Annotated in this window: 25 protein-coding genes and 1 pseudogene; 2 read left to right on the top strand and 24 right to left on the bottom strand. The window is 30.3% G+C overall.

Annotated elements, in window-relative coordinates; translation table 11 throughout:
* Positions 1–2 precede the first annotated feature (2 nt).
* The 4 genes from CQA57_RS01340 to purL all read right to left on the bottom strand — a co-directional run bounded on the left by CQA57_RS01340 (position 3) and on the right by purL (position 4,530).
* Entirely contained in the window at positions 3–812 is an 810-nt protein-coding gene (locus CQA57_RS01340) for a hypothetical protein (protein ID WP_147288335.1), read from the bottom strand.
* A 107-nt stretch (positions 813–919) separates the two neighbouring features.
* Positions 920–1,375 carry a hypothetical protein gene (locus CQA57_RS01335; protein ID WP_115578437.1) on the bottom strand — a complete coding sequence of 152 codons (456 nt, stop codon included), beginning with the start codon at positions 1,373–1,375 and terminating at the stop codon, positions 920–922.
* Positions 1,376–2,353, bottom strand: a complete 978-nt coding sequence (locus CQA57_RS01330) for a lipid A deacylase LpxR family protein (RefSeq protein WP_115578436.1) — start codon at positions 2,351–2,353, stop codon at positions 1,376–1,378.
* A complete protein-coding gene (gene purL, locus CQA57_RS01325) occupies positions 2,341–4,530 on the bottom strand; it encodes a phosphoribosylformylglycinamidine synthase subunit PurL (RefSeq protein WP_170126796.1) in 2,190 nt (729 codons plus the stop codon). Before purL ends, CQA57_RS01330 begins: the two co-directional genes overlap by 13 nt.
* Positions 4,531–4,696: 166 nt before the next feature.
* On the opposite strand from purL, the gene ppsA reads away from it, so the two are divergent.
* Both ppsA and CQA57_RS01315 read left to right on the top strand, forming a co-directional pair.
* Entirely contained in the window at positions 4,697–7,117 is a 2,421-nt protein-coding gene (gene ppsA / locus CQA57_RS01320) for a pyruvate, water dikinase (protein ID WP_115578435.1), read from the top strand.
* 513 nt (positions 7,118–7,630) lie between these two features.
* A complete protein-coding gene (locus CQA57_RS01315) occupies positions 7,631–9,205 on the top strand; it encodes a relaxase/mobilization nuclease domain-containing protein (protein ID WP_115578434.1) in 1,575 nt (524 codons plus the stop codon).
* Here CQA57_RS01315 and CQA57_RS01310 read toward each other — a convergent pair.
* From CQA57_RS01310 to CQA57_RS01225, 20 genes and pseudogenes are all read right to left on the bottom strand, one after another.
* Positions 9,185–9,715: a P-loop NTPase family protein gene (locus CQA57_RS01310; protein ID WP_170126795.1), complete on the bottom strand. Its 531-nt coding sequence runs from the start codon at positions 9,713–9,715 to the stop codon at positions 9,185–9,187. The two genes, CQA57_RS01315 and CQA57_RS01310, sit on opposite strands and share 21 nt — an antisense overlap.
* Positions 9,712–9,906 carry a ribbon-helix-helix protein, CopG family gene (locus tag CQA57_RS01305; protein WP_115578432.1) on the bottom strand — a complete coding sequence of 65 codons (195 nt, stop codon included), beginning with the start codon at positions 9,904–9,906 and terminating at the stop codon, positions 9,712–9,714. Before CQA57_RS01305 ends, CQA57_RS01310 begins: the two co-directional genes overlap by 4 nt.
* A gap of 3 nt (positions 9,907–9,909) precedes the next feature.
* A complete protein-coding gene (locus tag CQA57_RS01300; protein ID WP_115578431.1) occupies positions 9,910–10,116 on the bottom strand; it encodes a hypothetical protein in 207 nt (68 codons plus the stop codon).
* A 3-nt stretch (positions 10,117–10,119) separates the two neighbouring features.
* A complete protein-coding gene (locus CQA57_RS01295; RefSeq protein ID WP_115578430.1) occupies positions 10,120–10,347 on the bottom strand; it encodes a hypothetical protein in 228 nt (75 codons plus the stop codon).
* Positions 10,344–10,559: a hypothetical protein gene (locus CQA57_RS01290; protein WP_115578429.1), complete on the bottom strand. Its 216-nt coding sequence runs from the start codon at positions 10,557–10,559 to the stop codon at positions 10,344–10,346. The genes CQA57_RS01295 and CQA57_RS01290 overlap by 4 nt, the downstream gene beginning before the upstream one ends.
* A gap of 247 nt (positions 10,560–10,806) precedes the next feature.
* Entirely contained in the window at positions 10,807–11,601 is a 795-nt protein-coding gene (locus tag CQA57_RS01285; RefSeq protein WP_115578428.1) for a Fic family protein, read from the bottom strand.
* Between the two features lie 60 nt (positions 11,602–11,661).
* Complete coding sequence (locus CQA57_RS01280; RefSeq protein ID WP_115578427.1) at positions 11,662–11,868, bottom strand: hypothetical protein; 207 nt, start codon at positions 11,866–11,868, stop codon at positions 11,662–11,664.
* A gap of 200 nt (positions 11,869–12,068) precedes the next feature.
* Positions 12,069–12,275 carry a hypothetical protein gene (locus CQA57_RS01275; protein WP_115578426.1) on the bottom strand — a complete coding sequence of 69 codons (207 nt, stop codon included), beginning with the start codon at positions 12,273–12,275 and terminating at the stop codon, positions 12,069–12,071.
* Positions 12,276–12,405: 130 nt separating this feature from the next.
* The gene (locus CQA57_RS08340) at positions 12,406–12,507 is read right to left on the bottom strand and encodes a hypothetical protein (protein WP_407918727.1); all 102 of its coding nucleotides are present in this window, start codon (positions 12,505–12,507) and stop codon (positions 12,406–12,408) included.
* Complete coding sequence (locus tag CQA57_RS08135; protein WP_170126794.1) at positions 12,497–12,637, bottom strand: hypothetical protein; 141 nt, start codon at positions 12,635–12,637, stop codon at positions 12,497–12,499. Before CQA57_RS08135 ends, CQA57_RS08340 begins: the two co-directional genes overlap by 11 nt.
* Before the next feature lie 11 nt (positions 12,638–12,648).
* Entirely contained in the window at positions 12,649–13,860 is a 1,212-nt protein-coding gene (locus CQA57_RS01265; protein WP_115578425.1) for a toprim domain-containing protein, read from the bottom strand.
* Positions 13,860–15,242 (bottom strand): hypothetical protein, encoded by a 1,383-nt coding sequence (locus CQA57_RS01260; protein WP_115578424.1) that lies wholly within the window; start codon positions 15,240–15,242, stop codon positions 13,860–13,862. The genes CQA57_RS01265 and CQA57_RS01260 overlap by 1 nt, the downstream gene beginning before the upstream one ends.
* A 52-nt stretch (positions 15,243–15,294) precedes the next feature.
* Positions 15,295–16,188, bottom strand: a complete 894-nt coding sequence (locus CQA57_RS01255) for an ArdC-like ssDNA-binding domain-containing protein (protein WP_115578423.1) — start codon at positions 16,186–16,188, stop codon at positions 15,295–15,297.
* 2 nt (positions 16,189–16,190) lie between these two features.
* Complete coding sequence (locus CQA57_RS08295; protein WP_281270373.1) at positions 16,191–16,316, bottom strand: hypothetical protein; 126 nt, start codon at positions 16,314–16,316, stop codon at positions 16,191–16,193.
* Between the two features lie 586 nt (positions 16,317–16,902).
* The gene (locus CQA57_RS01250; protein WP_245941826.1) at positions 16,903–17,670 is read right to left on the bottom strand and encodes a Fic family protein; all 768 of its coding nucleotides are present in this window, start codon (positions 17,668–17,670) and stop codon (positions 16,903–16,905) included.
* Between the two features lie 268 nt (positions 17,671–17,938).
* Positions 17,939–18,148: a CRISPR-associated endonuclease Cas2 gene (gene cas2, locus CQA57_RS01245; protein WP_245941825.1), complete on the bottom strand. Its 210-nt coding sequence runs from the start codon at positions 18,146–18,148 to the stop codon at positions 17,939–17,941.
* Between the two features lie 370 nt (positions 18,149–18,518).
* A pseudogene (locus CQA57_RS08255) lies at positions 18,519–18,575 on the bottom strand (hypothetical protein); the annotation flags it as partial.
* Positions 18,576–18,616: 41 nt separating this feature from the next.
* Positions 18,617–19,153, bottom strand: a complete 537-nt coding sequence (gene cas1, locus CQA57_RS01235; protein ID WP_115578422.1) for a type II CRISPR-associated endonuclease Cas1 — start codon at positions 19,151–19,153, stop codon at positions 18,617–18,619.
* Between the two features lie 4 nt (positions 19,154–19,157).
* Complete coding sequence (gene cas9 / locus CQA57_RS01230) at positions 19,158–21,845, bottom strand: type II CRISPR RNA-guided endonuclease Cas9 (RefSeq protein ID WP_115578421.1); 2,688 nt, start codon at positions 21,843–21,845, stop codon at positions 19,158–19,160.
* A 4-nt stretch (positions 21,846–21,849) separates the two neighbouring features.
* A complete protein-coding gene (locus CQA57_RS01225; RefSeq protein ID WP_115578420.1) occupies positions 21,850–22,185 on the bottom strand; it encodes a hypothetical protein in 336 nt (111 codons plus the stop codon).
* Positions 22,186–22,187 lie beyond the last annotated feature (2 nt).

The following is a 22,187-nucleotide window of genomic DNA, read 5'->3' as shown; positions in this document are numbered from 1 at the left end:
CTTTACAAAGAGGCTTTTATCATTTCTTTCATTTTGTCTTTTATCTGTTGTTTTTCTTCGGGAGAAATATAGTTTTTGCTTCCAAGTGTTCCAAAACTAATTGCTTCTATCTTCCCGTTTGGCAAATCTATAAATTCTTTTCTAGTATTAAAAAAATCATCCTTACAACATACAATTTCAATCTTCTTCTCTAGGCAAGTTAAACAAATCCATGCATCATCAAGATTTCTTTTAATAGAATCAAAAAAGAGTTTTCTATCAAAGAAAAAAGGTAGATTTTGAGGATTAAAAATCTTTGGATTCCATAAAATTCCAAAACATCCAGCCACTCCCTCAAAATAGGTTTTGTCATTCTTAAATCCACAATAAGCTATTAAAGCCTCTTGATTTTGCAAAAATAGGTTATACAAAGAAGCAATTAGATGAGGAGGGTAAATAAAATCATCATCTAGACTAATGAGTATCTCATCATCTTTTGCGCTCTTTAATGCAGGAATAAACTTTTTATAAGAACCAATATCATCTGTATAAACTATCTCCAACCAAGGCATAAATTTATCCAAAACCTTTGGCAATACCTTATACTCAGAACTAGCAAGATATAATCGCACCAAATCTGGTCTTAAACTTTGATGATATAAAGAATCCAAAACATAATGCACATGATGTATTCTATCTCTATATGTCGTTAAGCTTACAATAATTTTATGTGGGATTTTAGAAGAGAGAGGTGAGGGGGGGGGGGCAATTATATTGTGTATGTTGTATTTGCCTGTGCAGTAAATACAAATAGCTATTTTGCTCTCTTGCAAGAAAATCTTTCAAATCTTTAATTGCTTGAAAAACTTTTTTTATTTTTGAAACAAGCATTTGTCATCCTTTCTAATATTTTTTTTAAGATTAAGATTATAATCTATTTTCACCATTCTTCACCAATGCCAAGCAAAATACAATGATGAAAATTTGGTAAAACACAATAGGCAAAAAGCCTTTTGTCTCTATCTACATTGCTTAAATCTGTATAATATCTGCCATCAAAAAGATAATAAAATTCTTTCATATCCCCATCATATGTTTCACTTATTCCCTTTATGCTAACCCCACCAAAATCACTATACAAAGGTTTATCTTTTAAATAAAAAACTATAAATACCAAATGATTAAAGAATTTCTTTTTTTCTTCATTGGATAATTTTTCATAGCTTATTTGATCGATTAAAAAGCGTTGTGAAAAAATTGGATAGTTTCGTTGGGCTGATTGCTCTTTAACTTTTTGATAAAAATTCCACAATACAGCATCATTTTTCAAAAGAAAATCATTGATATCTTTTGAAAAAAACAAAATAGGTAATAAAACAATAAATAAATATCTCATCTAAAAAGCAAAGTTAAACAAAATGCTACCTATATCATGACTTCCTTGTTGCGCACTAAATTGCTTGCTTTGATGTGTAAATACATAGGAGAATCTAAAACCTTTATATAAAATAGCAAAGCCAAGTTCTGCATCATATAAAAAATGCTCCAACACTAACTCTCTAGGTGTGCCAAAGCTATTGCCTTGTATAAAGATATCCCTTGCTACATAGGTTCCTAAAACACCTCCAAAAACATAGCAAGAAAACTTATCATTAAAAGGTTTGCTACCCATATAGCTTGTATTTATTTTATCCACCCCAAAATCACTATGCAAGTTATAGCCAAATCTGATTCTACCTCCGCCTCCAGCAAAGGTATTTGCATTACCTAAGGCTACCTTAAAAGCAGGAAGTATATCTATATCAAAATAGCTAGTATTTAACAAGTCATATTTAAAAATATATTCATAATGAAAATTTAAGATAAATTCATTTTTTATTTGCGTATCCCATCCATAAAAAAAAGGATTATGAGTTAATTTGTGAATAATATCTTGAGTTTGCTGTGCTAATGAAGCAGGACCAACAACACCAACTTGTACTTTAATATTTTCTATACTATTTGCTCTTCTATTTGAAAGCATAAAATCAAGACTTAAAAAACCCGCATAAGGATGATCACTAAAATCAACAATTGGGGATCTTGATACAGGAGTATAGAGATCCTGACGCAATGCAATATCATATCTTGATAATTTTTCATCATCATACTTATAGCTAAGATATCTAAGCCACTTGTCTGAAAAATCATATTCTTTTGATGTAAAGCTCAATAGTGTCCCAGCAGTGTAATATCTATCAACAAATAAATGTGCATAAACATCATTTTCAGAAAAAAGATTAAAGAATTTTTTCTCATAAGGTGTTAGCAACTTTTCTTCTGCATAGCCTTGAAAAAAAACAACAAGAAAAAGTAAAAAAATCAATCTAGACATTTCTCAAAACTCTCATAATAAACTTTTCCTATCTCATCTAAATCTAATTGCAAAGAATCTAAAATGATATTTTTATCTATTTTCACCTTACCAAGAATCTGCGCGCTTATTTGAAACTTATTAGCCATTTTGAGGAGTAAATCACTATTTTGTGTCTCTACAATCATTAAGCTTTGAGATTCTGCAAATAATAAATGAGGTTTTACACCTGTATTGACCTCAAATCCCTTATTTCCAAGAATTGCCATTTTTGCTAAAGCCATAGCTATACCGCCCTTACCAACAGCTTTGGCACTTAAGATTAAATTATCATTATTGGCTTGCAGTATCAAATCCCATAATCGCAATTCTTTTTCAAGATCAATTGTCGGAGATTTTCCAAAAATTTTTCTTTCCATAAGCTTTTGTATCAAACTCCCTCCAAAATCCTCTTTTAAATCTCCAAATAAAATAAGTTCAGAATCTTCTTTTTGCAATGCGCTAGTAAGAACTTTTTGCACATCTTTATTTAATCCCACGGTTACTATAGTTGGAGTAGGGTAAATATCTTTATCATTTGTTTGGTTATACAAAGAAACATTACCGCTTACAACAGGGGTTTTTAATTTCTCGCAAGCCTCTTTGATACCATCGGTAGCCTCTTTAAACTGCCACATTACCTCTGGATTTGTAGGATTACCAAAATTTAAACAATCACTGATTGCTAAAGGTCTAGCTCCACGACTCACGCATTTTCTTCCAGCACAAGCCACGGCAATTTTTCCACCTTCTTTTGGATTCAGGTAACAATAAGTGATAGGAGAAAAAATAGTCATTGCTAAAGCAGTATTATTTTCTTTTACCCTAATAACACTAGCATCGCCATTTCCCACACCAACAATGGTATTTGCTTGCACCATACTATCATATTGATTGTAGATATAGGACTTATTGGCTATATCAATACTTCCTAACATTTGCATAAATACTTCTTTTAAAGAATCTATCTTTGGATGATAATCTCTATCTACTTCTTTAAGATATTGTGGTTTTTTAATCTCTCTGTCTAATACAGGAGCTTTTTCAGTAATAGGTGCAATAGGTATATATGCACATCTTTCTTTATACCAATAAAGCTCCATCATCCCAGTATCAGTTACCTCTCCTATAACCGAAGCGTCAATTTCCCATTTTTCAAAAATCTCTAAAACCTGTTTTTCACAGCCTTTTTTTGCACAAATTAGCATTCTTTCTTGAGATTCGCTTAGCATTAGTTCATAAGGCGTCATTCCTAGCTCTCTCATTGGAACTTTATCAAGATGCATTATCATACCACTGCCGCTTCTTCCTGCCATTTCAAAACTTGAGCTTGTTAAGCCTGCTGCACCCATATCTTGTATGCCAACAATTAAATCTTTTTTAAAAAGCTCAAGGCACGCTTCTAATAGTAATTTTTCGCTAAATGGATCTCCAATTTGCACAGTAGGGCGTAAGGATTTTGATTCCTCATCAAAACTATCACTACTCATCACTGCACCGCCTAATCCATCTCTACCAGTCTTACTTCCTACATAAATCACAGGATTACCAATGCCCTCAGCCCTCCCATAAAAAATTTCATCAGTTTTTGCAATCCCTAAGGTAAAAGCATTTACAAGTATATTTCCATCATAGCAATCATCAAAAGTTGTTTCACCACCAATTGTTGGAACCCCCATGCAATTGCCATAGCCACCTATACCCTTGACAACACCTTTTAGTAAGAAACGATGGAGTTTGCCTGTATCATCTTGCCTATCAATACGCCCAAAACGAATAGAATCTAAACTAGCAACAGGACGAGCTCCCATGGTAAAAACATCTCTCATAATACCGCCAACACCAGTTGCAGCGCCAGCTACTGGTTCAATAAAACTTGGATGATTGTGAGATTCTACTTTAAAAACTGCACTATATCCTCCAGTAATATCAATAACTCCAGCATTCTCTCCAGGACCTTGTATTACCCAAGGAGCCTTAGTAGGAAAGCCTGAGAGATATTTTTTGCTTGACTTATAGCTGCAATGCTCACTCCACATTGCAGAAAATATACCAATTTCCAATAAATTAGGCTCTCTTTGTAAAATATCTTTAATATTTTCATATTCTTGCTGTGTTAATTTGTGTTTTTTTAATATTTCTTGTAAATTTTGCAACATATTTAAACCTTGAGATTTTTATTTTCTATGTCCTAAAATTTTAACAAAAAACTATTTAAAACTTTAAAGGATATTTGCTAGAAAAAATAAAAATTTTACAATCTCTCAAAGCTAGTTTTTTGCTAAACTTATAAACAGAAATTTTAGAATTTTGGAGTCAAGGATTATGAAATACATCAAGTTTTTTAAAGAACTCAACAATAAAGATGTGCCTCTAGTTGGTGGTAAAAATGCAAGTATTGGAGAAATGTTCCAAGAGCTTGTTCCTGTAGGCATTAAAGTTCCAAATGGTTTTGCAATTACAAGTGAAGCGTATTGGTACTTGCTAGATAGTGGGGGTATCCGAGAGCAAATTGTTGATTTATTAAAAAATGTTGATGTAACAGAAATAGATGTTCTAAAAACTCGTTCAAAAAAAATAAGAGAACTAATCTTTGGCACTCCATTCCCAGCAGATTTGAGAGATGAAATATTTGAAGCCTATAGAATCTTAAGCGATGAATATAATATGAAAGAGGCCGATGTAGCAGTCAGAAGTTCGGCGACAGCAGAGGATTTGCCTGATGCTAGTTTTGCAGGACAACAAGATACTTATCTTAGTATCAAGGGGCAAACTGAGCTTATCCACTATATCAAATCTTGCTTTGCGTCTTTATTTACCGATAGAGCTGTGAGCTATCGTGCTTCTAGAGGTTTTGATCATTTTAAAGTGGCCCTATCTGTTGGTGTGCAAAAAATGGTGCGATCAGATAAGGGGAGCTCTGGGGTTATGTTTTCTATTGACACAGAAACAGGTTTTAAAGATGCTGTATTTATTACTTCAAGTTGGGGATTGGGAGAAAATGTCGTTGGTGGAACGGTAAATCCTGATGAATTCTATGTTTTCAAACCAACACTTGAACAAGGAAAAAGACCTATTATAAAAAGACAACTTGGTTATAAAAATGTAAAAATGGTTTATGCGCCTAAAGGCAGTGACCATCCTACAAAAAATATTGCTACTACACAAAAAGAAATGCAAACTTTTTCTATCACTGATGAAGATATACTAACCCTTGCACGCTATGCAATCACAATTGAAAAGCATTACTCCAATGAGGCTGGAGAATATAGACCTATGGATATGGAATGGGCAAAAGATGGCGATAGCGGTGAAATATTTATTGTTCAAGCGAGGCCAGAAACAGTCCAAAGTCAAAAAAATAAAAATAGTGCCCAAGTAATTGAAAAATATAAATTTAAAAATAATGATGCAAGAGAAATTATTATCAAAGGTAGGGCTACTGGAGGGAAAATCGGATCTGGTAAAGTGAGAATTATCAATGACATTGAGCATATGAATACTTTTAAAGAAGGTGAAATCCTTGTAACAGATAATACAGATCCTGATTGGGAGCCAGCAATGAAAAAAGCTGCTGCTGTTATTACTAATCGTGGAGGCAGAACATGCCACGCCGCTATCGTAGCTAGAGAAATTGGCGTTCCTGCTATTGTTGGGGCAGTGGGTGCTACAGATAGACTTTATACTGGTATGGAAGTAACAGTATCTTGTGCAGAAGGTGAAGAGGGGTATGTTTATGCAGGCATACATGAATACGAAGTAGAAAAAATTGAACTATCAAATCTTGGCAATACAAAAACAAAAATTTATATGAACATAGGTAACCCAGAAAAAGCCTTTGGTTTTGCTCAATTGCCAAATGATGGAGTAGGGCTTGCAAGAATGGAGCTTATTATTCTCAATCAGATTAAAGCACACCCTCTAGCCCTGGTTGATTTGCAAAATGGTAAAAAAATCGCTGAAAGCGAGGAAGTTTATAAATTGATTGCTGGATATGAAAGCCCTAAAGATTTTTTCATCAAAAAAATTGCTGAAGGTATGGGTATGATTGCTGCAGCCTTTTATCCAAAGCCAGTGATTGTTAGAACTAGTGATTTTAAATCCAATGAATATCGAGGAATGATTGCTGGGGTAAATTATGAGCCACAAGAAGAAAATCCTATGCTAGGATACAGAGGTGCTAGTAGGTATTATTCCGATCTTTACAGAACGGCATTTGAGTGGGAGATTCAAGCTTTGGCAATGGTAAGAGAAGAGATGGGCTTAACAAATATGAAAGTTATGATACCATTTTTAAGATCTCCAGAAGAGGGTAGAAAAGTATTGGAAATACTGAGAAAAAATGGATTAGAATCTGGAAAGAATGGATTGGAAATTTATGTAATGTGCGAACTCCCTGTAAATGTTATCTTGGCAGATGAGTTTTTATCCATCTTTGATGGATTTTCTATTGGATCAAATGATCTTACACAGCTTACCCTTGGTGTAGATAGAGATGGACAATTGGTTAGCCATATATTTGATGAAAGAAATCCTGCAATGCTTGAAATGTTTAAAAGAGCTATCCAGGCTTGCAAAAAACATAATAAATATTGCGGTATCTGCGGTCAAGCACCTAGTGATTATCCAGAGATTGCAGAATTTTTAGTAAAAGAAGGGATTAGCTCTATTTCTCTTAATCCAGATTCTATTGTATCAACTTGGACAAGAATTGAAACACTAGAAAAAGAATTGAAACTACCTTAGAAATTGAAACCACCTTGCTATCTATCTGTTAGTGAGTGATGGATTATTCTAGTTATGAAAACTATAATTTTATTTAGTTTGAAAATTATAGTTTTCATAACTACTTTATCTCTTTACTTATATATCTATTTCTCTTGTAAAGACATTTCTTATTTTAATTTTTAATCTAGAATTTCCAACATTCAAATTTAAAAATCGCTTGGAATTCTAATTTCTTTTTTTAAGATTGTCAAGAAGAAAAATCAGTATTGCATTTTTTAATCCTGTTTTCACAATATACAATTTTTGATTTTTTAAGGTAATTTTTTTTATAATAAAATAGCCTAATTTAGGCTTTTGTAAGATTTTTTATGTGTATGCCAGAGGGTTATCCTGCAAAAAAATGCTTGCATTTTTTTCTCATAAAAAATTACCTATAAAATTTTCTTGGAAAATATTTTCCAAATAATTATTAAATTATAAAATAAGGGAAAAGAAGATAAGCTTTATAGTATTTTAAGATAGAATAACAATATGAATGATATAAATGAAGCAACAAGATTAAGAGAAGTAATAAAAGGTAGGGTTGGTCGCCCTAGAAAAGTATCAGTAGATAATGAGGAACTTTTTGAATATCAAAGAATTAAGAAGATAAGATCTACTAGAGAGAGCATCAAGGAATATTTTAGGGATTTTTTGCCAAAAACTTTTTCTAATATTGGTTTTTTTCAAGGAAATAGTTACTCCAATCTTTATGCTTCTTACTCTGAACATAAAAAACAAATTGTTGTTAAAAATATTGGAAATATGAAAAAAATACATCTTAAGAATGCCCTACTCTACGCATTAAAGAATTCTAACTTTGATAATGAAAAAGCACTTAATCAAGATTTTGAGTTTTTAAGCATCAAAGATATTTTAAGAGATTGGGAGAGTGATTTTTGTAAAGAAAAAGATTTAAATGAGGCAATGCACTTAGTTTTTAGTCTTGATGAGCAAAAAAATGATTTTTCTACTAAAGCACTTCAAAATTCTGTTTTTCATACTATGAGAGATTATTTTGAGGATTACAAATTTGCTTTAATTCCTCATTATCATCAAAAAAAGCCACATATCCACGTAATTCTGAATAAAAACAATATGCAAACTGGCAAAAAACTTCATTTTTCATCAAAGAGTGAGTGTAGAAAGTTTTTTTATGATCTAAGAGAAAACTTTAAAGATAATCTTGCAGTCTTGTCTGCTGGAACTTTGGTGTATGAAAATGCAAAACCAAAAGTTTTACTGGATAGAAAAATTGCAGAATTGGAAGATTTTGTTAGCCAAAAGGAACATAAAAGAGAATACAAACATTCAACTGCCCTGCTCTTTAAAGAGATAGTAGAGAGCCTTAATAGAAGTGAGAAAAACTTAGAGAGATTAAATGAAAATGGCTTAAAAGAATTAAATGCACTTCCTGCTTTAGAAAATAGAAATTTTGCACAACTTAAGAGATTTAGTAAGGTTGGAAATAGAATTTTAAAGAATGTAGAAGAAATAGAAAAAATCAAAAAAAATATAGACGATTTATTTGTATTAGAAGAAAAATATTCTATTTACTTTGACAATAAAGAAAAACTAAAAGAGCAAGATAAGATATTAAGTTTTTTTAAGAAAATTGATAGAAAATATCTATCAAAAAAAGTATTAAATAACCTTTTTTTCTTAGAAAATACAGAGCAAAAGGAGCTTGATTTTTCTTTACTGGAACTCAATAGAAAACTATTAGACAATGAATTCTTTGAGAATAAAAAAGATCAAACACTTTTTGTTTTAAATAAAAAAATGAAAATTCTAAAAGATTGCAAAAAATATCTTCTTGATGATAATGAAATAAACCCTAATGAAAAAGAAAATTTTGAGGAGAGAATTTCTGAATTAGAAAAAAAGATAAAAGAAGCAATTGAAAAAAGATATGAAAAACTAAAACAATTAAAACTACAGATGATGCAGCAAGATACTATCACCGATATGGAAAAAACCAAAAAAGCCAAAAAAATGGCTTTTGTAGAAAAAGAACTCCAGCAAATTAACAGAAGCAATAATTACTCAATTAAAAAAATCAAGTAATTCTTTATATTGCACAGTAATTGTCTTATTTTTATAGGCAAAATTGCAAGACAATTGCCACACACTAACATTTTCTTCCAAAGATTTTTGAAAAATATTACTTTCATTCAATAAAAAAGTCTTATATTGGTTTTTATTGATTTTTTCTAGCATTTTAAAGGTTTCATCTTGGAAATGATTTTTGTTTTTTGTTACAACAATAATAATATTTTTATTGATACTTTCAATAATTTTTAATGTTTCATAGGTTTTTAATAATGCTAGTTTATCTCTAGTGGTAGGAACTATGATTAGATCACTGATTTTTAGATAATTAGCAATTTTATCAACAAAGCCACCAAAATCAAAAATGGCTGCATCAGCAATTTTTGTATCATCTTTTAGCAAAATGGTGTCTTCCAAAAAATTGTTTTCATTTGTATAATATTTCAAATTTAAGTCTTTAGCCAAAGCTAAGGATAGATGTGTCTTCCCTACTCCACCTTTCATATTCCAAACACTAATAATCATCTTAATTCCTCCTGTTGTTTATCTAAAAAATCTCTTATAATATTTTTAAAAGCATTGCTTTTGTTTCTACCTTCTTTGAGTGCATGTTGCTTTAAAATCTCTAATTCTTCTGGCGTGATTATGATTGAAATAGCAATTCTTTCTTTTTTTTGCGAACCTTTTTCTTTTAATCTTTCTCTTGCGGTTTTCATCACTTAATCCTTTTTTTGAGAATTAACAAAAAAACTAAAAATCATTCTGACTGCTGTGCCTCTCTTGATATAATTCTTTTTTGCAAACTCATCAATTCTTTTAACTTCTTCAATAGAAAAATCCACTTTAAAATTTATTTTATTACCTACCCTATTTAGGTTGCTTGTTGATTTTCTATCAATTTCCTTTAAAATATTGTCTAAATCCATATCTTATTTCAGCTCCTGTGCATCGCAAACAGTTAAAAAAAGTAGTGTTATTGCCATTATTTCAAGATTATTGTTCTTTGGATATTCTAAAATTTCATCTCTTATATAAACTTTTTTAATATCTCCAGAAAAATCTTTCCTTACTACTTCACCATTTATGAAAAAATCCTCTTGCCTGCTATCATCTTTTAAATAATTTACTGTTTCTTTTAAACAATCTTTTAAATTCATTTTTTTGCCTTTTCTTTTAAAATCTGATACTCTTCATAGAGTTTATCATACGCTTCAGCAAGTGCTAAAGTTCCAAGCAATTCTCTCATTCTAACTCCTTTTGCTTCCACTCCCCTACTCTCAGCATATTCTTTTAATTCCTTTTTATCCATATGAGAAACTTTCAAATGTTCTTTAAAAATAATCATTGCTGCATAGCTATGTTTTTCCATATTTTGCTATTTCCTTTCTATTCGTTTTTATTCCTTTTTAGAATAAAAAAGAATAATTTATTCTTTTTTATTACATAGGAATTTTACAACTAATAAAAAGGCTAAAAGGACCAATATAAGGCATTTGTAAGACTTTATTTCCCTTATGGCATCTTGCGGGAGCAAGATGCAAATTTTTAAATTTTATGATTGTAATAAATAAGGGAGCTAAAAACTTAGAAGGATTAAAAATGAGAATAGGGAGGGATTATCTACTTCGTTTTATTGTATTTGTTTTATGAAGATTATTGTTTTTATTTTGTAAAAATTGCAAAATCAATTCTTCTTTTTGCAATAAAGATTGATATACACAATCTGCTATTATCCTATCAATATCTTGATAGTCTTTATCTGTTTGAGCTTTATCTAATGCTTTAAAATATTCAAGTCTCTTATTGCTCTTTATGCTGATTGCCGGAAGATTTGATTTTAATAATTCAAGATTCATTAACAATCTGCCTGTTCTTCCATTTCCATCAATAAAAGGGTGGATACCCACAAAAAGACTATGCATTCTTGAAACTCTAATAACTGGGTGCATAGAAAAAGCTTGCTGATGATACCATTGTATAAAATCTTGCATTTGCATTGGAACTTCGTAATGCTCTGGTGGAATATGCATTGCTCCGCTAATTTTTACATTACATTCTCGATATTTACCTGCATTTTCATCATCAATATTCTTTAAAATCAAAGAATGTATAGATTTTATATCATACTCGCTTAACAATGTTTTATCTATTACAAGATTATAAATATAATCTATTGCATTATGATGATTAATCACTTCAAAATGCTCTCTTAAGCTTTTTCCACCAATTGTAATTCCCTCTAACACTATCTTTGTTTCAAGCAATGTAAGTGTATTTCCCTCAATTGCATTAGAATCATAAGTATAATTTAGTTTAAAATCCTCATTCATCTTGGCTTCGATGGATTTTGACAGGGTATTTTCTGTTACAAACTTTTGTAGTCTATCAATGTCTTGTAGTATTTTTTGCATTATTTTTCTTTTTTATGTTTTTATTCGTTTTTATGGTAAAAAAGAATAAATTATTCGTTTTTATTCTTGTTCTTGAATATAACTATTTAATTCAATATCGCAGTATTTTTTTACCAATGAAATAATTTTATCAACATTATCTAGTTCTAAAAGCTCTTTTCTATCCTTTGTATCCATTGCAATATTTTTCCATTCTAAAACTTCTGGAATGCTTTCTTTTTCAATATCAAACAATGTTTGATCTGCAAAAATTAAATTAAAATTCATTTTTTTTCCTTTCTTTTTATTTTTACAATTTTTTCCCAAGCAAACATTGTAAAAGTATAGCCAAAATATCCAATAGCAAAAAATAAGAATATCGCAAATATCCGAGATACACCTCAAAATTCTTTCAAAAACTTTGGTGCTTGAAAAAATAAGTGGTATTCTTATAAAATTTGTTAATATAATTTTAAATTTAGGAAAAATTATGTATAATCCAATCTACAACTTACACCTATATGGTTGTAACCGAACCTCTTTTGGAGGTTTGGACTTATGTAAGAATATAGCTCAAACTCTTTGTTGCAATTACCACATTCATAATCTTTGGAATCATCATCTTCCATTTCCAAGTAATTAAATTCAGAATAATCTATATAAGCTCCACAATAAGGACATTCTACACTATTCATTTTACACTCTCCAATTTACATTTTTCTTTTTAATCATTTACAATAAGTTAAGTAAGCTATAAACAAAGCTGGTTTAGAATACGATTCCTTTGTTTTTTCTTTTGGAAAATCAATAAGTCCATCGCAAACATTAATATGCATTACTGGAATATTCTCTTATCAAAGTATTAAACCTTAAGAATTTAGAATTTAATCCCTGATAAACACTTCCTGTGTAAGGATTATGTGTAATTCCATATTTTGAATCCCACTCTTTTCTCCAAGGAGTTTGATTGTTTTTTATAGATTGCTTCTAAAAAATCTGCAATTTTTTCTATTTCTTTATTAAGAATGTCTTCTTTTAAATTTTTCTTTTCACTCATATTCTATTCTCCTAAAGTGTTTTAATGGCTTGGTGTTTTGGAATTTGATTAAAGGCATTTTTAAAACTTTCTGGTAATTCTTTGATTTTGTCAATCTTTCTAAGTTTTTCTAAAATAATGTTTCTAGTATAGGTTTTGCCTGAGCTTTTATAATTTAAAATTTGTCTATCTAAAAATTCATTAAAGCTTTCTTTGCTTAAAATATCTACTTGCATTAAATTTTTGAGCTTTAAATCATCATTAACATCTTTGCAAAATGGAGTATAAACTCTTGGAAATTTTTTAGTTTTTTCTAAAAAATATTTTTCAATTATGGAACTCATTGCTTTTCCATCAGGATCATTATCCATAGCTAAATTTATTTTTAAATTTGCATTTAATATATTTTTTTCAAACATAAAATCAAGCATATCTTTTAGTTTTTGCTCTCCAAATCTTCCTGCTGTTGAAAATAGAAGAGTTTCCTCTGAATTTAACCCTTTTAATTGCACAAAACTCAAAGAATCAATAATGCTTTCTGTAATAACTAAATTTTTAATCTCTCCGCTTGGTTTTAGGATTTCAATACCTTTTTCCCCTGTTTGAATATTCTTTAAGGGTTTTTTTCTTATGTTTCCCTCTGTATCTTTTAAAATAGGAATATTTAATCTTCTGGTAAAGCCACATAAGGCTATCATTTTTACCTCATTTAGGCTTTGAAGACTATAATGTGGGAAACACACATTTTTAAATTTATCTTCTTTGATATATTGTTTGTATGGTGTAATTGTCTTTGCATAAATCATACGATTTTCAAATAATGGATTATCCAAACTACTCTCTTCAAGCATTTTAAACTCTTTGGAAAAATCCTTTGATTGTGTAATGGTGGTATTGATTTTTATTTTTGAAAAATCAAAATCTTTATTATTCTGAAAACATTCAACTAATTTTTTTGCACTAATTTTTCTATTTTTGGCAAAATTGATAATATTGCCACGATCACTTTGATCACCATTCATATTGTAATAAAGATAATATGGTGTTTTATTTTCATCAAGTTTGATATTCACCATAATTTTTTCTTTATTTTTTAAAATATCTTCTTTAACTAAGGGTATCCATTTACTTCTTTGCATTTCCCTTAAAGACATATTCAAAAGACTGTATCCCTGTGTTAGCAATACCAAATGCAAAGGAATTTTGCTTAACTCTTGAACTTTATTAAAATCTTTATTTGGCATTACTTTTTCCTTGTATTCTCTTGTTTTTTATGTTGTAAATTTCTATCAATAGCTTTTGAAAATTGTTGATTGAGGGTATTGCTTTCTAAGCCTTGTAAAAAAGTTTTAGTTTTTGAAACTTCTTCTGGGTTGCTCTTTTTCTCGTTAAAAACTTTTGCTGCCAATCTTAAATCATCATTTAGTATCTTGTTGCCTTCAAAGGATATTTGGATACCTTTTTCAATCATTTCTCTGTGTTCTAAACTAAGTTTTGATGGGGTTTTGTCTTTAAGAATAATTAAAATTTTTAACTCATCATCGTCCATTCCATTTTTGCAATACTCAAAAAATCTCTTTTTGAACATATCTTTTGTCATAGCGAGATTGTGATTTTGTAACTTAATATCTTCAAGCCAAGTAAGCCAAGGCTTTTTTTCCTCTGATTGAGATATTGATTGCTTCTTATTATTTTCTAATGCTTTTGTATTTTCCTTAGGTATATTATGGATATTTTGGAGAGGTGTTTCTTTGATGGTATTTTCATTTTCTTCAATAAGATTGTTTAGTTTTTGATTTTCAATAGTATTTGATTGCATAATCTCTTGGCAATCTTGAGCAAAGAGATTTATAAAGTTTTCTCCTATTTCATTTTCTCTCTTAATCTCATCAATACTTAAAACCTTGTTCCATTCTATCTTCTCTGGATTAAAATTATTTTTAATAAGGGATAAGAATTGCTCTTGATTCATCTCTGTCTTAAGTGCAATAATGGCATCATCATTCTGATTCATACCTACTAAGTCAATTTTTAAACCTGTATTTTCTTGCACTTGCTGGATATAGGTGTTTATAAAATCTTTTTTTAATTCAGCAAGCTTTTCTTGACTAACTAAATTCTCCCTACCAAAAACCTTAATAGTGTTATCAAATATTTCTTCCTCTTTAAAAATACCTATTTTCTCTAAGTCTTCTTGATGATTTTTTAAAATCTGATTACCAAAATGAATAATTTTTTCATCAAAGATATTCCAAGCAATTGGCAAAACAAACTTCTTTTCATTGCTTTCTTTAAAAACCAAATCTGATGTTTGGAGATCTTCAAACTCTTTTTGAATGCTTTTAACAAAATCCTGTAGTTCTTGTTTTTGCTTATCATTGGTTATTTCAATCTCTTTTTGAAAATCTTCTAAAAAATCTTTGAGTGTAATGGCTTGTTCTATTTTATTGTCTTGTTGTATTTCTTCTTTGGTTGCTTTAAGCTCTTTTAGGAGATTTTCTATGTAATCATCAATATTAGAGTTTTTTTTAATTTCATCAATAATAACTTTGAAAAATTCTTTTTTTTCATCAAGCTTTAATAAATTATAGGTGTAAAAAAATGAGTTCCAAAAATCCTTATTCATAATCTCTCCTTACTATTGCTCTGCTCTCCCCTCCTTTTATAAAAACTATCTTTTAAAGCTTTTTGTTTTTTTTCTGCTCGTGCTTTTTCTCTTGCTTTATTTCAGGTTGCTCTTTTTCAATTTTTTGATTTTGTTGTTTTCTAAAGTCTTTTGCGTGGAAATCTTTTTCTAAATTCTGTGCATAAAGATAGTTCTTAACTTGCTTTAATGTATCTGGATACAGAAGTCTATTTTCTTCCAATAAAGTATAAGTAGGTAACTTTTTCTCATCTGGTGTTTGAGGGTTGTTTTTTAGAATGTTTTTAAATTTTAATTCTTCATTCAGTGGTTTTAGTCTTTCTTTATTGATTGTGGCAAACTCTTCAATATTAAAAAGATGTTCTGTAACTAGCGTTGGAGTTATTGCAACTTTTTGAGTGCTAATTTTTGTAAATGGCTCTCCGTTTTCCTTTAGTTTAATATTTCCATTTTGGTCTTTTTGCACTTCTGTTTGATACTCAAATAACATTTCGCCTGTTTTTTCAGAGTATCTTTGCTTTCCATTTTCATCAAGCAATGGTATTTTTTCACCATTCTCATCAAGTTTAAAGATAGGTTCTAACTTATGAGTTTTAATATAAGAGATTTTTGCTTTTACAATATTTTTATTTTGAAAAATAGAATCTAATTCTTCCTTTTGTGCTCCTAAAAAAGCAGCATCATTTAAGGAAATCCACGCATTGTTTTTATAATTACCCTCTTGTTGCTTAATATTCAAGATTAAAGAATTTAAATCATTGTATGGTATCCCATTGCTTGGATTATAAGCCCTTTGCCACTCTTCTTTTGATTTGTCTTTTTTAAAAGGTGCTCTGTCTTTTGCGATACTTTGCACAATTTCAAAAGAGATATATTCAGCATAACTATTCTTTTTTTCTTCCAAAGTCATTGTTTCCCAAGTTTTCATTCTTACTCTCCTACGATGTAATTAAGTTCTTGTTCTAATATCAAAGTAGCTTCATCTTCACTTTGAATCTCAATCCCTGCTTTAAAAAAAGCAACTGCTTCTTCCTTAGTTAATTCTTGTTTTTCCATCTTTTTCTCCAATAAAAAGTTAGATTTGCAACTTTTGCAAAACAAAAAAAATTCTATTGAGATGTAAAAAATAAAAAAACTGCATAAAAAAGTAAAAAAAGGGATTAAAAATGTGTATTGTTTTATATAAGTGTGTGTGGTGGGTTTGTTTGCAATGAAGCTCTATTCTTTTTTATGCTAAAAAGGAATAAAAAAGAATAAATTATTACTTTTTATTCCTTTTAGGAATATTTTATTCTTATAAACATAAGCTAGAGGTTAGAAGATATTCTCCTAGCTCACGCTTATGAAATGAGCTAAGAGGTTTTATCTTAATAAGCCTTGACTGCAAAAAGCAATAGTAGTATAATGCCCATTAAGATATGTCTGAATATCTTCTTCATTTAGCCTCCTTTGCAAAAAGTAGGCTACCTTGAGAGGCTGCTACCTCTTAAGGCAACCTCTGATGCAATTATATATCAAATATTTTTTCTATGTAAAATTAAATTATTCGATTAAATTACTTTTCTTGTTATTGCAGTTGAAGTATAGAGATATAAAAAAGAATAAATTATTCTTTTTTATTCTTTTTAGGAATAGAATATTCTTATCTTTTAAAACTTTTTCTGATTTGTTTTTCTTTTTGTTGGCTTAAAAAGATTTGCAAGCGATTGAGTTCAATTTCTTGTAAATCTTTTGCTAATTTTTTAAATTCTGTGAGATTACTCTCTCTTAAAATTGAAATATATAAAGACTTTTGTTCTTTTTGAATAACAAAAGGAGTGATATTATTTTCTATGCAAAAATAAAACATTATAAGTCTTCCTACTCTTCCATTACCATCATTAAAGGGGTGGATTTTTTCAAAATGAAAATGTGATTGTAAGATTGCCTCTAATTTTTGATCATCATCTTTTGCACTATTGATTTGATAATCTAAGTTATTTAGCATTTCTTGTAAATGTGTAGGCACTAAATAAGGCTTGCTTGTTTCAAAATTTGCTCCTACAATAAGATTAGGAATTACTTTGAATTGCCCCTTGTTTTCAATGAGATTATCCATAACAATAGAGTGTAGTTCTTTAATTTGATTGGTATTAAGTTTTTGATTATTTTGTAGATTTTGCTGATAAAACTCTAGAATTTTAGGAATTACAAAACGATAATTTCGCACTTCAAAAAATTCTCTTTCATTGGTATGGCTTGGAATAAAACCATCAAGAATAATACTAGCAGTTTGATCTTGAGTTAAAGTATTGCCCTCAATAGCGGTGCTATGATGAGCCATTCTGATAGTTAAATCTTTGAGATAATTCTCATTCTCCAAAGCCTTAAGAAGCATTTTCTTGCTCTTTATTAAGTAATATTTTTGCATTATCTCTCTTTTGTGTTTTTAATATTCCTTATTGTATCCATATCTCATATTCTTTTAGTATTTTAATCTTTTTTCCTAAAGACTAGGTTAAATGGTAAATAGTTTTAGCCACTTTGTAAATCTTTCTATGATAAAATACCCTTGGCTAAAACGATGAAATAAGGGGGCTTTTGCCTCTACGAGATTTATCAAAATAGGATTTACAAAGTGGCTAGAATAAGGAGTTTTTTAGTTCTCCGCAGGGTAACTTGCCTAGCATCCCAAAAAACTAAAATAATGTCAGCTGTCTTGGCTCTTGAGCCTTTTCAGTGAGACTTTTTTCTCCTATGAGTATCTTCATATTGTCAAATTGTTTTTCTGTAAGCATTATGGCGCGAATATGCCCTCTTTGTGGTAAAAAACTTTCCAATTTTTTCATATAGGTCTGTGCACTTTTTGCTCCCTTGCAAATCCTTGCATATACAGAAAATTGCAACATAAAAAAATCCTTCTTTTAGTAATCTTTGGCGGAATTGACTTCCTGCCTTTCTTTGCTCTTTTGTCTTAGTAGGCATATCAAACATCATAGGATTCTCATAAATTTCTCTTCCATTACTCTCCTTGCTAAAAGTGGGTAATTCTAGGTAGTTCTCTCCTGTCTCTATGGCTTTTGCAAGACTCCATATCGTGCGTGTTATGGCTCTATATAAAGGAAAGTATTTATTTTCAAGCAAAACTTTTGCATTGAGAATATTTACTAGCTCTACCCTATCCCCTAGTTCCAAACTCTCTCCTAAATGCATAAAAGAAACTTTAGAATCCACGAAAGCTCTATAAGGTTCTATTAAATCATCTGCAAGATTATAGGGATTGAATTGATTGGTGTGTTTGATTCCAAGAGAGGGCAGCAAACCTGAAGCGACAATATTTCTCGCAATTGCTCCTCTTACAATCGCATAACCATAGTTTAATGCAGAGTTAATAACACAAAAATCCTCTCTAAAAAATCCTTTTCATAGAGAGCTGGAAAATAAAGCATTGAAGCCTTAGCCTCATTATTGGTGCTATCATTGAGTTTTACACCTTTTTGCAAGGACAAAAGCTTATTGGCAGTAATATTTTGATTTTGTAAAAACAAAAGCTGTGCTTGATTATAGATTTTTTGCTGAATAATTTTTTGCCAGAGGATAGATTTTTGTTGTTGTTTGATTTTTATTTGATATTGCAAGATTTTTGCACCTCTAAAATGTGGTAGATAAGACATAAAACAACCACTTGGGATATGAGATTCATCACTGACAAAAAGCAAAATCTTATGTTTTGCAAAAGTGCTCAAAAGACTTGAGCTAAGAGTAATTTGAGGAGTGTCAATGACAATGACTGAAATATCTTTTAAGGGGATACAAAAAGACTTTGTATCTTGTGTAAGATACAAAGCATTGTTTTTATGCGAAAGTTTTGTGGGAGTGCTTAGGAAAAGTGTGCGAAAAGCTTCTTCAAACATTGATTTACTTCTTATGTCTTTTGAGTGCTATTTCTTGCCTTTTACTTGGCTTGCATACTTTAATTTCTCCTAGTGGAGAAACTTGCACTTTCTCAAAAACCACCAATCCCTGAATTCCACAATTTGTGCGAGAAAAAAGCATCTTATCTTCTTTTTTATCCACATCTTTAAAGAAACTTTTTTCATCCTCTGAAGCAAAAGCAAATCTACTATGATGTATAAAACTCATACTTGCCGTTGCAGTCCCTGTGGTAGTATAAACGGCAATAACTGGATTTTGCATCTCTTTTGTCTGGATTTTGACATAGTCATTTTTAAAAAGCGAGAAACAAAACTCATAATTTTCATCCATCTCTATCCAATCTTTTAGCACCTCACCTTTTCCTTTTTGAACAATGGCTTTATTTGGAAGTTTGCCTAGTGCAAAATCAAAAGTATAAATTGGAACTGCATAAAAACCTTTTTTACCTCTAAAAACATCTACTCTTACCATCTCTCCATTATCAACTAAACCTCCATTAACCTCTCGTACCTTACCAAATGCAATAGCTTTTTTTACCCCCTCTTCCCCTCCAAAACTCTTATAATAAGATTCTCTTTTTCTGATTGTTTCTTGATGTAATGCTCCTGTAATTTTATGTGATGAGGCGTGAGAAACAAAAATCTTTGCAATACTATCAGCAATCTTGTTTTTAAAATCCTCTATTGGATAACGCAAAGCAAGTTTTGTGACACAGTCTGCTTGATTTAAACTATTTGCCTTATGTCTAGAATCTTTATATCCTAACTCTTTTTCTTTGAGATATTGGCTATATTTTTGTATCGTGCTATCGTTGATACAAGCAATAATAATAGCATCTTGTGCGTGGTGAATATGATGCTCCCTGTCCTTAGTGCTAATTCCCCAATACGCCCTTAATGCAGAAGTAAGCGAACCTGATACTATCCTAACCCTTCTTTTCCTACCTTCAAGAGGTAAAAACTCTAAATATTTATCAATATAACAACTTACAACTCTTACAATATATCCAGTATCTACCAAGTTTCTTGCCAAAAACTCTGCACGATCCCCAATATTTCTATCTTTAAAATTTTTTGAGATTAGTCTCTGTTTTTTATACTTGTCAAATCTTGTGGCAAAAACGCGTGTAATGTATTTTTCCCACTTATCCGTATTATCTGCTAAATATTCATAAGGCGTCTTGTTTCCTTTTTGGGCATTTTCTCTTTTAAAACACAATATTTTATTGCCTTGAGAATTATCAAGACTACGACTTAGAGGAAAGAAATGGTCAATATCTAGAGACGCTTCATCTCTAAGGTGCTCTTGTGTAATTTTATCCCCGCTATAAAGACACTGCTCTCCTTGCAAAATCCAAAGCTTGCATTTTAAAATATTTTTTGCATTTTCACTTAATCCATAGCTTCTTAAGACGTTTAAGGCTTCTTGATTGATTATTTGGTTTTCTTTTTGCTGTTTTGCTTCTTTATCCCGTTCTGCATATTTCTTTCCCACTTCCCTTGTAAGCTCGATATTGCAAAAATGCACTGCTCCATATTTTTCAATAATAGCATTGATTACTTTTCTAAACTCACTTAAAGCGCGATTTACGACAGGATTTGAAATATCAAAGTAGCTATCTTCTTTTGCAATATCCTTAAGAGGAGGTAAAAGATTTGTTTTTTGTGAAGTTGTTTTTGGAAAAATATTTTTTTCTTGCAAGATTGCTACTGCCTCATCATATCTTTTGCCCTCTTTCATTATAGGAAGAATTTGGTAGAGTGCCTTTAAAGAAAGATTGATGTGTTTGGAAAATTTTAGATTGGCTTGCTTGATATTATCAATTTCTTGAGTAGTAAAACTTTCTTTTTTTAACTTACTCTCAATTCTCGCCCAATCTTTTTCTTCACCTAATATTTCGGCAATCTTATCCTGTTTGATTTGCGATAAATGAGAATTTGCTTTTTTAAGCTGATATGTAGCCTTGAATTCTAAAAATGCTACATTCTCCGATTTATCTGCTTTGGAATAATCCAAATCTTTAAAAGCAAAACTTTGTGGTAATTCTAAAATTTTTCGCAAGTGCTTGTAGGTTAGTTTTTTATTTGATGCTTCTTGCAAAATTTGCTCAATTATCTCTTGTTTATTTTCCCATATAATTCCAGTTTTATTGGAAATATTTAAAAGTGTATTGATAATTTTTGTAACAGCAACAAACTCCTCAGCACTTGGAGAGAATTTGCAAGCCCTATTACTATCTTTAAAAAATTGACATTTGCCTATCTTATCTTCAAAGCTCTTTAATGGTCTTTGAAAAAATACTATTCCCTCTTGTCCTATTTTGTTGTTTGCATTTTGATTTCCTAAAATTATTTTTTTAAAATTATCAGTAATATAAGCACTTCCTAGTTCTTTTTGTGTATTTAAAAGCATTTCTAACTCTGCTCTTAATTCACTTCTTCCTATACATCTCTTGTAGTCTACAATACTTTTTTTGCCGTCTTTGTCTTTTTGATTTTTATTGCGCACATTATCCATTTGTCCAGTTATTCCAAATCTTGGCTTTTGGTAATAACTTTCATACATCATTTCACCAATGGTTTTAAAATTCTTTTCTTGTAAAATTTTTTGATTATTTTGGATTGCACCCTTTAACTTACCTCCCTCTTTATCCTCTAGTTCATAAGTAATATCATCATAGCCTCTCTCTTGGCTTTGTTTGAAAAAGAGGAGGGAGACTTATATCTCCAAACATTTCTTTAGGTGAAATTTCCAAAGTTTTACAAAGATATTTTTTAATTTCTAAGATTCTATTTCTTCTTCTTGCATTGCGTCTCCTAGCACTTCTAGCATTTCTTCTAGGGAGAGCTAAAGATTTTCCATCTTTTGGATTTTCAGCCACCCTAAAGATTCTTACTCCACTATCTGCAATTCTTTCGAGTTTGATTTTATCATCTTGCATTTGTCCCTCTACCAACGCCCAACCAATACTAGAAATACCAATATCAAATCCTAATGTTCTTACAATCATGG

Source organism: Helicobacter anseris (assembly GCF_003364335.1).
Lineage (GTDB): Bacteria > Campylobacterota > Campylobacteria > Campylobacterales > Helicobacteraceae > Helicobacter_H > Helicobacter_H anseris.
This window is presented reverse-complemented; position numbering and strand designations above follow the sequence as displayed.